Source organism: Lysinibacillus contaminans, from assembly GCF_001278945.1.
GTDB classification, from domain to species: Bacteria; Bacillota; Bacilli; order Bacillales_A; family Planococcaceae; genus Lysinibacillus; species Lysinibacillus contaminans.
This window is the reverse complement of sequence record NZ_LGRV01000003.1, coordinates 1,367,004-1,381,947: the sequence shown is the minus strand read 5'-3', so window position 1 is coordinate 1,381,947 and position 14,944 is coordinate 1,367,004. Positions and strand designations below refer to the sequence as shown.

The 14,944-nt window shown below is 35.5% G+C and carries 13 protein-coding genes; 12 read left to right on the top strand and 1 reads right to left on the bottom strand.

What is annotated here, in order from left to right; all coding sequences use genetic code 11:
- Window positions 1–60 precede the first annotated feature (60 nt).
- The 5 genes from AEA09_RS08945 (at window position 61) to uxaC (ending at window position 5,319) form a co-directional block, all read left to right on the top strand.
- Window positions 61–1,062: a LacI family DNA-binding transcriptional regulator gene (locus AEA09_RS08945; RefSeq protein WP_053583503.1), complete on the top strand. Its 1,002-nt coding sequence runs from the start codon at window positions 61–63 to the stop codon at window positions 1,060–1,062.
- Between the two features lie 31 nt (window positions 1,063–1,093).
- Window positions 1,094–2,041: a sugar kinase gene (locus AEA09_RS08940; protein WP_053583502.1), complete on the top strand. Its 948-nt coding sequence runs from the start codon at window positions 1,094–1,096 to the stop codon at window positions 2,039–2,041.
- Window positions 2,042–2,073: 32 nt separating this feature from the next.
- Window positions 2,074–2,706 (top strand): bifunctional 2-keto-4-hydroxyglutarate aldolase/2-keto-3-deoxy-6-phosphogluconate aldolase, encoded by a 633-nt coding sequence (locus AEA09_RS08935; RefSeq protein ID WP_053583501.1) that lies wholly within the window; start codon window positions 2,074–2,076, stop codon window positions 2,704–2,706.
- Window positions 2,707–2,708: 2 nt separating this feature from the next.
- Window positions 2,709–3,770 (top strand): mannonate dehydratase, encoded by a 1,062-nt coding sequence (uxuA, locus tag AEA09_RS08930; protein ID WP_053583500.1) that lies wholly within the window; start codon window positions 2,709–2,711, stop codon window positions 3,768–3,770.
- A gap of 151 nt (window positions 3,771–3,921) precedes the next feature.
- Window positions 3,922–5,319, top strand: coding sequence for a glucuronate isomerase (gene uxaC, locus AEA09_RS08925; RefSeq protein ID WP_053583499.1), 1,398 nt, complete (start codon window positions 3,922–3,924; stop codon window positions 5,317–5,319).
- A 124-nt stretch (window positions 5,320–5,443) separates the two neighbouring features.
- Here uxaC and AEA09_RS08920 read toward each other — a convergent pair whose 3' ends face one another.
- Window positions 5,444–6,604: an ROK family transcriptional regulator gene (locus AEA09_RS08920; RefSeq protein ID WP_053583498.1), complete on the bottom strand. Its 1,161-nt coding sequence runs from the start codon at window positions 6,602–6,604 to the stop codon at window positions 5,444–5,446.
- Window positions 6,605–6,889: 285 nt separating this feature from the next.
- On the opposite strand from AEA09_RS08920, the gene AEA09_RS08915 reads away from it, so the two are divergent.
- From AEA09_RS08915 to AEA09_RS08885, 7 genes are all read left to right on the top strand, one after another.
- Window positions 6,890–7,810 carry a helix-turn-helix domain-containing protein gene (locus tag AEA09_RS08915; RefSeq protein ID WP_082332612.1) on the top strand — a complete coding sequence of 307 codons (921 nt, stop codon included), beginning with the start codon at window positions 6,890–6,892 and terminating at the stop codon, window positions 7,808–7,810.
- Window positions 7,810–8,973: a Gfo/Idh/MocA family protein gene (locus AEA09_RS08910; RefSeq protein ID WP_211263239.1), complete on the top strand. Its 1,164-nt coding sequence runs from the start codon at window positions 7,810–7,812 to the stop codon at window positions 8,971–8,973. The genes AEA09_RS08915 and AEA09_RS08910 overlap by 1 nt, the downstream gene beginning before the upstream one ends.
- 60 nt (window positions 8,974–9,033) lie before the next feature.
- Window positions 9,034–10,053: a Gfo/Idh/MocA family protein gene (locus AEA09_RS08905; RefSeq protein ID WP_053583495.1), complete on the top strand. Its 1,020-nt coding sequence runs from the start codon at window positions 9,034–9,036 to the stop codon at window positions 10,051–10,053.
- Window positions 10,040–10,900, top strand: a complete 861-nt coding sequence (locus AEA09_RS08900; protein WP_053583494.1) for a sugar phosphate isomerase/epimerase family protein — start codon at window positions 10,040–10,042, stop codon at window positions 10,898–10,900. The genes AEA09_RS08905 and AEA09_RS08900 overlap by 14 nt, the downstream gene beginning before the upstream one ends.
- Window positions 10,901–10,932: 32 nt before the next feature.
- Complete coding sequence (locus AEA09_RS08895) at window positions 10,933–12,006, top strand: Gfo/Idh/MocA family protein (protein WP_245622820.1); 1,074 nt, start codon at window positions 10,933–10,935, stop codon at window positions 12,004–12,006.
- Window positions 12,007–12,230: 224 nt separating this feature from the next.
- Window positions 12,231–13,001: an SDR family oxidoreductase gene (locus AEA09_RS08890; protein ID WP_053583493.1), complete on the top strand. Its 771-nt coding sequence runs from the start codon at window positions 12,231–12,233 to the stop codon at window positions 12,999–13,001.
- Window positions 13,002–13,389: 388 nt separating this feature from the next.
- A complete protein-coding gene (locus tag AEA09_RS08885) occupies window positions 13,390–14,910 on the top strand; it encodes an MFS transporter (protein ID WP_053583492.1) in 1,521 nt (506 codons plus the stop codon).
- The last annotated feature ends 34 nt before the right edge of the window (window positions 14,911–14,944 follow it).

Below are 14,944 nucleotides of genomic sequence, written 5' to 3'. Positions count from 1 at the left end.
ACTATATAATTTTACTAAACCGGTTTAGTAAAAGGGTTTTTAAAATAGGAGTGTTAATGCGTGAAGGCAGTTACAATGTCAGATGTTGCTAAAAAAGCAAATGTTTCAAAGAGTACAGTTTCTCAGTATATCAATAAACGCTACGAATTTATGGGTGCCGACACAAAAGATAGAATTAGAGAAGCAATTGAAGAATTAAATTATAAGCCAAATGTAGTAGCAAGAAGTTTAAAGCAAAAAAAGACATCCACTGTTGGTGTTATAGTTGCTAATATTTTACATTCCTTTTCAACTCAGGTTATTAGAGCAATAGAAGATGAATGCAACAGATCGAATTTAAGTGTCATTGTTTGCAATGCTGATGATGATCCGCAAAAGGAACGTAATTACATTGAGATGCTTAGAGCAAAACAGGTAGATGGTTTAATCATTTTTCCGACCGCTGGAAATGCAGAGCTCTATAAAGAAATGGTTAATGAAAACTATCCGCTAGTTTTCGTTGACCGAATAATAAAGGATTCAGGTGTTAGTACAATTTTGTTAGACAATGAAAAAGCTTCTGAAATGTTGGTTGAGCATCTATATGAGAAAAAATACAAAAGATTAGCATTCATTACTTCTTCTTTAGAAATGAAAATTACTCCACGAATTGAGCGTCTTAATGGTTTTATTAAAGGTCTGGAAAAATTTTCATTGCCCGTTATTGATGGATTTTACGTGGGAGTCAGAATGGGGAATGTACAAGATGTGCTCGAAGTAATGTTTTCGCAACCAGAACGACCAGACGCTCTGATTTGTGGAAATGATTTAACTTTATTGGAAACATTGAAATTTATCAATAAAAAAGGGTGGAATATTCCAACTGAAATTGCACTTGCTAGTATTGATGAAGTTCCATATTCAGAGATTTTTCAACCACCATTAACAATCGTTGCGCAACCGGCCTTTGCAATAGGAACAAATGCAGCAAATTTGCTACTGGAAAAGATAGATGGTGTTGGGGAATCTATCAAAGAAATCATGCTTTATTCGCCTGAATTAATCGTGCGGAAATCGACATGAAAAATTTAAATAACAGAATGGAGAGAATATTTTGGATGTTATAACAATTGGTGATGCTCTTATTACAATGAATCCCCAAACAAGTGGTCCACTTCGTTTTGTAAATACATTTGAACGAAAAATCGGAGGAGCAGAGCTCAATGTAGCGATAGGCTGTTCAAGGCTTGGGCTCAAGACGGGGTGGATTAGTAGATTGGGAAATGATGAGTTCGGGAGGTATATTTCGAGTTATGCACGTGGAGAAGGAATTGATACATCCAAAGTAGAGCTTGTAAATGGTTTTCCGACATCTGTATATTTTAAAGAAATATTAAATGAAGAAAGAATTAATTCCTACTATTATCGCCACAATTCTCCTACAAATGTATTTAAAGTAGAGGACATTGATGAGGAATACGTTAAAAATTCAAAAGTAGTACATATAAGTGGAGTATTCCCGGCTATAAATGACACGAACAAGGATATAGTTCTTCAACTAGTGAAGTTAGCTAAAAAGAATAATGTAATCGTAACTTTTGATCCAAATATTCGGTTGAAACTTTGGTCTGGTGAAAAGGCAAAGGCAGTTCTACAATCTTTTCTACCCTTTGTAGATGTTTTAATAACAGGGGAAGAAGAAGCTGAACTTCTTTTAGGGTCTACGAATATTGAGGAACTTATAGAACTTGGAAAGCATTACGACATATCACATATTGTCCTAAAGCGTGGTGAAAAAGGTGCAATCGGTTATAAAGGGGGTGAACTAATTGATGCATCTCCAGTTATTTCTTCAAAGATAGTTGATACGATTGGGGCTGGAGATGGATTTGCTACCGGCTATATATACAGTTTGATCAATGATTGGTCCCTTGAAAGGTCATTGCGCTTCGCAAACGCAGTCGCTTGTTATGTAATTGGAGTTCCTGGAGATAATGAGGGATTACCTTATTTAGAAGATATGGCAGTGATTTTAGGAGAAAAAGAACAGATAACACGGTAATCGAGGTTTGGATTTGATATAGGAGGAAGAGTATGATTCCAAAATATAATGTTTTACAACAACTAATAGATGAAAAAGTCGTTGCTGTTATCAGAGGTGCCACTGCTGAGGAAGCAGTTCAAGTTGCAAAGGCAGCTATTCAAGGTGGAATTCGAGCGATAGAACTTACTTATACGACACCACAAGTTCATCAAGTGTTAAATCAATTGGCCAATGAAGAGGTAATTGTAGGAGCGGGTACTGTATTGGATTCAGAAACAGCTCGTCATGCGATTTTGCATGGAGCAAAGTTTATCGTAAGTCCAAACTTTCAAAAATCGATTGCAGCTTTATGTAATAGATACGCGGTTCCATATTTGCCTGGCTGTATGACAATATCTGAGATGGTTCAAGCGATAGAATCTGGTTGTGACATCATTAAGCTATTCCCAGCAAATCAATTTGAGCCAAGCTTTATATCTTCGGTTCAAGGACCGCTTCCGTATGTTCGGATTATGCCTACAGGCGGTATTAGTTTGAAAAATATTAATGAGTGGCTTGATGCAGGCGCAGTAGCTGTAGGAATTGGAAGTGATTTAACAAAAGCTTTTCGAGCAGGTGGAGAGCTAGAGGTTAAACAACTGGCTGCCGAATATGTCACGAGTATAAAAAAGGAAGGTAATTGACAATGAATATAACTTTTCGATGGTATGGAAGAGAAAATGACACGGTTACTTTAGAACAAATAAAACAGATTCCAGGTACGAAAGGAATTGTCTGGGCTTTACATGACAAACCAGTTGGTGAAATATGGAGCACTGAAGAAATTGAATCAGAGGTAAATTATATCCAGTCTTATGGATTTCATGCAGAGGTTGTGGAAAGTGTCAATGTTCATGAATCTATCAAGCTCGGGTTACCTGAACGAGAACAGTTAATTGAAAACTATAAACAAACAATTCGTAACCTGGCGAAATCAGGAGTTAAAGTAATATGCTATAATTTTATGCCGATTTTTGATTGGACTCGCACGGATTTATATCATCCGTTACCAGATGGTTCTACAGCTCTGTTTTATGAAAAAGCTAAGGTGGAGTCTTTAGATCCTGCTGAGCTAGTGAAAACAGTAGCTGAAGCGTCAGAACTGACGTTACCTGGTTGGGAACCGGAAAAGATGGACAGAATCGAAGAACTATTTGTGGCTTATAAAGATATTGATGAGGAAAAACTATGGGGAAATCTTGCTTATTTCTTGAATGCAATTTTGCCTATAGCTGAAGAGTGTGGAGTGGTTATGGCTATACATCCAGACGATCCACCATATTCGATTTTTGGCTTACCACGTATTATGACAGGTGAAGAGAGTTTGAAACGACTATTAGAAGTATCTTCTTCACCATCTAATAGACTTACGTTTTGTACGGGTTCATTAGGCGCAAGTCCATCGAATGACATGGTTTACTTGGCAGGAAAGTATGCTCAGTTTTCACCGTTTGCCCATATCCGCAATGTGAAGATATTTGAAAATGGAGATTTCATTGAGACATCTCATTATACTTCTGATGGTTCAATCGACGTGACAAATGTTGTAAGGAAACTATCAGAAATTAGTTACACAGGCTATGTAAGGCCTGATCATGGTCGCCATTTATGGAACGAAAAGTGCCGTCCTGGATATGGCTTGTATGATCGTGCATTAGGTATCATGTACTTACTAGGTTCTTGGGATGCATTCCAAGCGCAAAAATAATAGGGGTTTTCTTTTTACTACTTCATGAAAAATCTCTTAAAAACTCAATCAAATGAGGTACAAAGAGATTACATTTAGAAATATTAAGTTTGTTTAATATCCAAACTAAATAAAAGCTATGTACTAAAAATGGAAGGAATGTTGTTATTAGATGAAAACCTTTATTACAGATGATTTCTTACTATATAACGATACAGCTAAGGAACTTTATCATAATACTGCCAAGCATTTACCGATAATAGATTATCATAATCACTTGAACCAAGTAGACATTTTACAGGACAGAAAATATCATAATTTGTCCGAGATTTGGCTTGCAGGGGACCATTATAAATGGAGAGCAATGCGAGCAAATGGAATTGATGAAGCATATGTGACAGGTGAGAAAAACGATTATGAAAAATTTTTAGCATGGGCTAAAACTGTGCCAAATACGTTTGGAAACCCTTTATACCATTGGACACATTTGGAACTAGTGCGATATTTTGATATTGATGAAATATTAAATGAAAGTTCAGCACCAGCTATATGGGAGGAAGCGAAGAGAAAGTTAGCTACTCCTCAACTTTCAGTTAGATCTTTATTAAAAAAAGAAAATGTTGAATTTGTAGGGACAACAGATGACCCAACTGATGATTTGGTAAGTCATATTGAATTGAAAAACGATTCTTTCGGAACAACTGTGTCCCCATCATTCCGACCAGATAAAGCATTAAGTATTGAGATGGAAGAATTTCTACCATGGGTAAAGAAGTTGGAGCAGGCGACAAATTCAACTATTGAAGACTATGAATCTTTCTTATCAGCATTAGCTAATCGAGTGGATTATTTTGATGAGAATGGTTGCCGAAGTTCTGACCATGGTATTAGTGTAATGTTCTTTGAAAAAGGAACAAAGGCGGAAGTGGCAGCAATATTCCAGAAAAGATTCCAAGGAGAAGAGCTGTCGTTAAAGGAAATCGATCAATTTAAAACATATACTTTACTTACTTTAGGTGAACTTTATTCGATTAAAGGATGGGTTATGCAACTGCATTTAGGTGCACTGCGTAATAACAATACAAGAATGTTTAAATTATTGGGGCCGGATAGCGGTTTTGATTCAATTGGAGATCACTTAATCGCAGACAAGTTGGCTAGATTATTAGACTCTTTAGAAGATAGAAATCATCTTCCCAAAACTGTTTTGTACAGCCTGAATAGTAAGGATTATCATGTACTTGCAGCAATGGCAGGTAATTACCAAACTTCTGGAATCCCTGGTAAAGTCCAGTTTGGAACTGCATGGTGGTTTAATGACACAATCGATGGCATGGAAGATCAAATGAAAATTCTAGCAAATACCGGATTGATTAGTAATTTTATAGGAATGTTAACAGATTCAAGAAGCTTTCTGTCAATCGCACGACATGAATATTTTAGAAGAATTTTATGTAACTTGCTAGGAACATGGGTTCAACAAGGGAAAGTTCCAAAGGATATGAATCTATTAGAAATATACGTCCGCAATATTTGCTATGAAAATGCGAAGACCTACTTTGAGTTATAGCAGCTTAAAGGTTAAAAAAATCTCCAAAAAAAGACGCCCCTTTCAAATTTAGAACAAGGGGCGTTTCATATAGGTAAGGCTGATAAATCATCTTAGTTGCTAGATTCTAACTTTCAATTGTAAATCAATATATTAGCTCAGGAACTTCTAAAAAGCGCTGAATAGCCAATGCACATGCACCCATAACACATGCTCTAGAACCGAGTTCAGATATAGTTAATTCGTGATAATTACTCATCGAAGAAGTTAGATTATTTTGTATTTTTTTTATGGCATATGGATACAGTCGTAACAGTTCACTATTTAATATTAATGATTCAGGGTTGTATAGGTTAATGATATTATTTAAACCGATAGAGAGATATTTTATAAACTGGTCCATATGATCTTCAATGATAGGATTTTGTTTTACTATCATTGTTAGAACATCTTTATGTGTTAAATCTGGTTTATTTAGTTGCTTTGATAGTTGAGAAACGAGTGTTGGTTCAGAAGCGTAAAGCTCCCAACACCCTTGATTACCACAACTACAAAAATATCCATTAGGAACGATTATCATATGTCCCATTTCTCCAGCATAGCCGTGGTAACCTTTGTGGAGTTTGCCATCAATCATGATTCCAGCACCAATACCTGAAGTTAAAATAATGGTCAGTAAATTATTACTATGATGATAGTGATAAACTCGCTCGGCATAGGATGATAGGTTTGCATTGTTTTCTATATATATATCGATTTTTTCAAATTCCTTTTCAAGATCTACTTTTAAGTTTTTATGATGCCAATTGTATTTAGGAACAAAAAGTATACTTTCGTCATTATTTACAGTTCCATGTATACCAATTACTGCACTGATCATGCCAAAATGGCAATTTGAATACTTTTTTTCGTATTCTTTTATATGATTAATCAGTAACTGTACAATTTCATCATAATCATCGGTTTGAAGAAGCAATGTATCACCTTGAACTTTCCTACCAGTCAAATCACATACATTAAATTGAATTTGTTGATGGTCAACATCAATACCTAATACATAACCAGCTTTTCCATTAATGGCAAGCATAATAGGTCTTCTACCAATAGAAAAATGCTCTTGCTGTGTTTCATAAATTAAATTTTCTTCCAACAAATCTGCTACTTGAACAGAAATAGTTGCTTTATTTAAGCCAATTGTTTTAGATAAATCAGCTCGTGAAATCATTCCATGTTCTATGATATTTTTTAAGATTAAACCTCTATTTAACTTTCTAATATAACTTGCATCACCTGTATGTATGTTCATCTATTTTCCTCCTGGTTCGTCATACGAGTATTTTATTTGTTGATTAATCAATCAAATGAAGAAGTGCAAGAAAAAAATCATTATATTTATCTAGAAATATCCGTTAATACTTTAATGTAATTACAGTATAACAAAATAATTAATAATCAGAGAGTAAATGTATATTATTTAATTATTTTCCTAAATTAAGAAATGTGGTACTTTTAAAATGTAAGAATTATCTAAGAGTGTTTTTATTAAAGCGCTTTCAGATAAGTTTACAGAAAAAACAAACATTTTAAGATAATGATTTTCATTATTCAGTATTATATGATAATTACAATTCCTCTGGAAGGAAAGATCAATTTGAATGAGTATTTAAGTGTATTCTATCGCGTTTCAGAAAGATGGCCACAGATGGACTACCATTCACATCAAGAATATGAGATCTACTTTTTTCACTCAGGATCCTGTAGGTACTTGATTCACAATCAAATTTACGATTTAGAGCCTGGTGATATTTTAGTAATGGATGGTATGGCACTTCACAAAGCTAATATTCCAAATAATGGTGAATACGTTCGCAGTATCCTCCATTTTTCACCACATTGGATTAAAGGTGTTTTGAAAGAATTGGGGGGGATGTATCTATTAAATGTCTTTGATACATTGCATCATTGTCTAATTCGTACAAAGGAAAATGATGAATCGAAGGAATTGGAGAAATTACTTCTTCGATTGGAAGATATTAGTAGATCGCAATATTTAGGAAACAAGTATGCAGAAACAGAACAGAAAATTTTACTACTGCAAATACTTGTTATCGTAAATCGACTTGGTCAATTAGATTCGATACAGCCTCCTAATAATAAGGTTGAAAAAACGTGCCATGCTGAGAAAATAGCAACTTATATTCAAGAGAACTATATGTCTAAATTGACAATAGATTCGATAGCTAAAACGCTTAGTCTAAGTAAATCCTACGTTTCTCATGTGTTTAAAGAAATGACTGGATTTACTGTAATGGAATATGTAATGGGTTGTCGTTTAACGCAAGTAAAATATTTACTTGAGATGGAGCCGGATAAATCATTAAAAGAGATTGCTTTTGAATGCGGTTTTGAAAGCGTTTCCCATTTTAGTAGGTATTTTAAAGAAAAAGTAGGTGTGACAGCGAGGGAGTTTCGCCAAAAGCGCCTAAAAATATATAGTGGGGAGAATGGATAATGAAAAAAGTGAGATTAGGGATTATTGGTTTAGGTGCACAAGGTGGAGCATATGCAAGTTTTATCACAGAAGGAAAAGTAAATAACATGGTGATTGGAGCAATTTGTGATATTGATCCAGCAAAAAAAGCAATGGCTCAAGAAAAATATCCTGATGTTCCTTTCTATGATAATTATATTGATATGCTAGAAAGTGGAGATGTGGATGGCATAGTTACTTGTGTACCTCACTATTTACACCCGGAAATGGGTATTGAGGCATTAAAACGAGACGTTCATGCTTTATTAGAAAAACCGGCTGGTGTTTATACAAAACAGGTCAAAGAATTAAATGATTTTGCTGCAACTAAACCAGAACTAACTTTTGGCATCATGTTCAATCAACGAACGAACGAACTGTACCGAAAAGTGAAAGAAATTATTGATAACGGTGAAATTGGTGCTATTCGTCGTACAAACTGGATTATTACTACTTGGTGGAGACCTCAAGGGTACTATGATCAAAGTGCATGGAGAGCAACTTGGGAAGGTGAAGGTGGGGGCGTCCTTGTAAACCAAGCACCACATCAACTAGATCTGTTGCAATGGATTTGTGGAATGCCTAAAAAAGTTTACTCAAATGTGAAATATGGCTATCAAAGAAATATCGCTGTAGAAGATGAAGTAACTACATTGCTTGATTATGGAAACGGAGCAACAGGTGTTTTCATTACATGTACACACGACATTATCGGAACAGACCGCTTCGAAATTTTAGGAGACAAAGGGAAAATTGTTGTGGATGATAGCAAGAAAGTAACGATTAAGAGATTACACAAAGCGGAATCTGAAATGAGCGATTCAATGAGTATGCAAGATGTTATGCGTATTTTCATGGGTGGCGGTGCAACTGAAATATTTGCTGAAGAGGTAATTGAATTTGAAAGTGTTTGGGGCGGTCAGCATTCTGCAGTGCTTGAAAACTTTGCAGCGAACATTTTAGACGGAACTCCTTTATTAGCTCCGGGAAGTGATGGTATTCATGGTGTTGCATTGGCTAACGCTATTCATCTATCAAGCTGGTTAGGCAAAGAAGTGGAGCTTCCTATAGACGAAGATCTTTATTTTGCCGAATTAAATAAAAAAATAGAAGAAGAAAAAAGTAGTGCAATTCTAATCAAATAAAAATGAAACTAACTCACTTCCAATTTGATAGTGAGTTAGTTTTATAAAAGGAGTAGGCTTATGCTTAAGATTGCCGTAATTGGACTTGGGGATATTTCGAAGATTCATATACCTGCTATACAAGCTAACGAGGGTGCAGAGTTGGTGGCCGTATGTGACAATGAAGAGTCATTAAAAGATAGTGTAGAAAATGTTAACTTTTATACTAATTATCTAGAGATGTTAGAAAAAGAAACATTGGATTGTGTTCATATTTGTTTACCTCATCATCTTCATTATCCTGCTACTAAGGCTTGTGTAGAAAAAGGTGTCCATGTATTTCAAGAAAAGCCATTAGCACGAAATGCAGAAGAGGGACTAGCTTTAGTTAAATTGGAGGAAGAAAACAAAACGATTAAAATAGGGGTTTCTTTCCAGAATCGTGTGAATGAGACAGTGGAAAAACTTCGTGAAATCATTTATAGCGGAGAATATGGGAAAGTAATAGGCATCAAAGGGCTAGTCACTTGGCATAGACCAAAAGCTTATTATGATGTGAAACCATGGAGAGGTAAAATGGAATACGCTGGTGGTGGTGTAATGATCAATCAATCCATTCACACCTTGGATTTAATGCAGCTTATGGGTGGAGAAATTAGTACGATTAGGGGTTCTATAGATAACTTGGTTGATCATGGATATGAGGTAGAGGATACAGCTTCAGCAAGTATTCAATTTGCCAATGGTGCTACAGGCTTGTTCTTTGCAACGAATGCAAATGCAATAAATTCAAGTGTAGAATTCCAAGTTGTTTTAGAAAAAGGTAAATTTACGATTAAAGATAGTATTTTAACGTCTGCTGATGAAAGTGGAAAAAAGGTAGAGTTAATGGAAGATATGAAACTACCTGGATCGAAGTTCTATTACGGGGCAAGCCACGCAAAGTTGATCAATCAATTTTATACATGCATCGAAAAAGATTTACAGGATTATATCCATGTGAAAGATGCACAAGTATCGATGGAAATGATACATGCAATATGCAGATCTTCAGAAACAAAAAAAGAAGTTATATGGGGGTATAGCAATGAACAAAGGTAAAATTGGCGTACAGATGATGATGCTTAAAAATAAGGTAGAAGAACTTGGTGCATACGAAACGATGAGACAGTTGCGTGAACTAGGATTTGGTGCTGTCGAAGTATCACAAATTCCAATGACAGAAGAAAATGTATCTGAATTAAAAAGAGCAAGTGAAGATTTTGAAATAGAAATTGCAGCAATTTCTGCTAGTTTAGAACCAATGTTACCAGGTGCTCCTGGGGAAACTTTAAGTAATGATTTTGATAAAATTGTAAGTGATTGCAAGACGCTGAATTGTAAATTTATCCGTATTGGTATGCTTCCATTTACAGTAATTGGCGATAAAGAAAGAATCCTAGAGTTTACTACAAGAGCAGAAGCAATGGCTGAGCGTTTGGCTGAACATGATATAGAACTATACTATCATACGCACCATATTGAATTTCAAAAGTATGATGGAGAATTTTTACTAGATATGATTAAAAATAATACTTCCAAACTTGGTTTTGAACTAGATGTTCACTGGATTCAAAGAGCAGGAGTAAACCCTGTGGAGTTTATTAAACAATATACAGGGCGTATATCGCTATTACATTTAAAGGATTATCGTATTGGGCAATTTACTGTAGACCAATCGGATTTAAAAGACATGGGTAAATTCTTTGAAAAGTTCGCTAATCTTATTGAATTTGCTGAAGTCGGAGAAGGGAATCTAGATATGAAGGGTGTTATTGACGCTGGTTTAGAGAGCGGTGCACAGTACTTTTTAATCGAGCAAGACGATACGTATGGACGAGATCCATTTGATTGCTTGAAAATATCTGCAGATAACCTACGGAAATTAGGGTATTCAGACTGGTTCTAATTTTAAAAAGTGGGCTATAGGAGTGGTTAATTTTGAGTAAAGATGGAATGACATACGCACCAAAAGGGAAACCCAATCCGGTTGTCAAGGAAGGTGAATTTCAAATTGCGGTAGCGGCGCTAGATCATGGCCATATTTATGGTATGTGCAATGGATTAGAGGAAGCTGGTGCAACAATTAAATGGGTCTATGATTCGGATTCTAAAAAAGTAGACGAATTTTTGGAAAAGTTTCCGAGCGTACTAGTAGCAGAGAATTTACAGGAAATTTTAGATGATAAAGCGATTAAACTAGTAGCTGGAGCAGCTATTCCGTCAGAACGAAGTAAGCTTGGCAATAAAGTAATGAGAGCAGGGAAAGACTATTTTACAGATAAAACCCCATTTACAACGCTTGCTCAATTAGAGGAAACAAAACATGTTGTGGAACAGACTGGACAGAAGTATATGGTGTATTTCAGTGAACGCCTCCATGTAGAAAGTGCCGTGTTCGCAGGTGATTTAATTAATGATGGTGCTATTGGACGGGTAATACAGGTAACCGGTTTTGGCCCTCATCGATTAAATGCATCAAGCCGTCCGAGATGGTTCTTCAACAAGGATCAGTATGGCGGTATTCTTTGCGATATTGGTAGCCACCAAATTGAACAATTCTTGTATTACGCAGGCTGTGAAGATGCGAAAATTCTGCATAGTAAAGTAGGTAATTACAACAACTCTAATTATCCTGAATTAGAAGATTATGGCGATGCTACATTACTTGGAGATAATGGCGCAACGCAAATCTTCAAAGTAGATTGGTTTACACCGGATGGACTTAGTACATGGGGAGATGGCCGTACTTTCATTACAGGTACAGAAGGAACGATAGAGATTCGTAAATACGTTGATGTGGCGCGTGCAGAAACAGGCGATCACTTGTTTTTAGTTAATATAGATGGAGAAAAACATTTCGAGCTATCAGGGAAAGTAGGATTTCCATTCTTTGGAGAACTTATTAAGGACTGTATTGATCGCACTGAAAACGCAATGACGCAAGCTCATGTATTTAAAGCCGCAGAATTATGTTTACAAGCACAAGAGCAAGCGATTGTTGTGTCCAAATAGTAGGAGAACTACTGCCTCGAAACGTAGTTTATGATCGATTTTGGGGCAGTATTTATATTGTGCTCTTATTGGAAAAGAATTTAATCTGAATTCTCCGTAACTCAGTGTAATTATTGGTCCAATAGAAATTATTTAGTGCCAACTGAACCCTTTTTGTAGTAAAAAAATTCAAAAAATTCGTAACTTGGTTAACTATATTTTAATATTTGTCAGGAGGAATATTAGTGAGTAATTTATTTGATTTAACAGGAAAAACCGCAGTAGCTATTGGTGGTAACAGCGTATTGGGGGGAGCAATTGCAAAAGGGCTTGCTGCACAAGGAGCAAGACTTGCAATTGTTGGACGCAACATGGACAAGGCGGAAGAAGTAACTAAAGAGATAGAAGCAAATGGGGGTGTCGCGAAGTCATTTCAAGGTGACGTGAGCGACCTTCAATCGATTGAGAGAGTAGCAAGGGAAATTGAAGCTTGGTCAGGGGGATGGGATATCGTCCTAAATGCACCTGGAAAAAATAGTTCAACTCCATTTTTAGAATTAGATCCTGCAGAATGGGATGATATTATGGATGTTAATCTAAAAGGACTTGTCTTTTCGACACAAATATTTGCCAAGCGTATGATAGAACAAAAGAGAAAGGGAAGTATTATAAATATTTCTTCTGTTTCATCTACAACACCATTATCAAAAGTATTTACGTATTCTGCTTCAAAAGCAGGAGTTAATAGCGTTACACAGTTTTTGGCAAAAGAGTTTGCTCCACATGGAATTCGAGTGAATGCTATTATTCCAGGTTTTTTCCCTGCAGAGCAAAATCGTAAAATCCTTAGTGAAGATCGAATTGATTCGATTATGAAGCATACACCAATGAATCGCTTTGGTGAACCTGAAGAATTACAAGGTGCAGCTATCTATCTTGCATCAAATAAAGCATCTGGATTTGTGACTGGTTCATTAATACGTGTTGACGGTGGCTTTGGGAGTATGACTATTTAGAATGCTCCAAGTTAATTAAAAATGAGAAAATTGTAAGCGACGAAGAGTTTTCTGAAATAATATAAAAAGAGAATAGATACTTTGTGGCATTTAAAAACTTCAAAAGTCTTTTTGAAAGAATGAAATATATCTAGAAAGCATGAGCATTTTAGTTACTAACTAAGTGAAAATTTTATATAAAATTCAGAATATTCTATTGATTTTTAAAGCGCTTACATTTATTATAAGAGTAATTAGTTTGTATGGAAGTCAAACAAACTATTAATACAGTTATAATTCAAAAAGATTACAAAAATGAAGTGGAGTGTGGAAACTTTTTTGTGAAGTTTTTGTGATTCATTTGTAAAAGACAGTAAAAATAAGGGGTTTTACAAATTGGGGGAGAATCATGTCGAGTACAACAATGGGGACTAATAATCAATATAATTCGGCTAAGTTATGGCAAATAGGTTTTTTTGCTCTAAATAACACCGCAACAAATTTGTATATGTTCGCTTTAGGATTTGTTTCATACTATGCTACTGGAATTGGGGGGTTGTCGGTTGTCGTAATTAGTACGATTTTAACGGCAATGCGCGTATTTGATGGCATTACAGATCCGATTATAGGATTTGTGATTGACAAAACAGAAACTAAATTCGGAAAGTTTAGACCATCGATGATATTGGGGAATGTTATTATGGCGATTTCGATATTAGTTATGTACAGCTTTACACACCAAATACCAAAGTCATTTCAGTTCATTTTCTTTGTTGCAGTTTACGCAGTGTATGTCATAGGTTATACGTTTCAATCAGCTGTTACAAAAGCTGCTCAAACGGTATTGACGAATAACCCAAAGCAACGACCACTATTTTCAGTCTTTGACTCAGCATATACAATTGCAATCTTTACTGGTGGTCAAATGTTTGTCGCATCTTATCTTGTAGCTAAGCACGGCGGTTTTACAATGTCACTATTCACGGAACTAAATACGTATGCATTAATTCTTTCAGGAATATGTACTGTATTAGCTGTAATCGGAATCAAGGACAAAGATCGTAAAGAATACTTTGGTCTAGCTGATGGAACGGAAGAAACAAAGTTCCGTGACTACTGGCCAATTTTAAAAAATAACAGACCGTTACAAATGCTAATAATTGCTGCATCGACCGATAAGCTAGCTGGTCAACTTGTTAGACAGCCTGCAATAGTGGTTTTGTTCTTTGGAGTTATTCTAGGGAACTATGCGTTAAGTGGTACTATTGGATTAATTACAATAATACCGAGTTTGTTAATAACATTCTACGGTATCAACAAAGCAAGAAAAATTGGTTTGAAAAGAGCTTTTGTAATGGGAACTTGGGCAGTGCTGATTTTATTTGCGTTTTTATTGGTCTTTTTCTTAATAATTGATCCTACAAAAATATCGTTACAAAACATAGGGATAACAACAAGCGTTTTCTTAGTTGTATACTCTCTTGCAATGGCGTTCCAAAGTCTAACAAGTGGTATTGTCATCCCAATGATTGCCGATGTTTCGGATTATGAGACATTTACAACAGGGCGTTTTGTTCCGGGGATGATAGGAACAGTTTTCTCATTTATAGATAAATTAATTTCATCATTAGCACCAGCTATAGTTGGTTTTTGTTTAGCAATAATAGGCTTTAAAGATTCACTCCCACAAATGGATGAAAAATTGACACCTATTTTACTTTTGTTAACATTAGGGTTGAAATTCGGGGCTCCTATTCTTGGATTTATAGCTTCACTTATAGCTATGAAATTCTATGTATTGGATGATAATAAAATGGAAGAAATTCAGACAGCAATTGCAGCTATAAAAACACAGGCTGGAGTTGAAAAAACTCAAGAACCTGTTACAGTTATCAGTGAAGAAACTAGAAAAGAAATGCCAGCACTATAAAATTCTATAGTAGTTTTACAACTTTAGTGCTGTC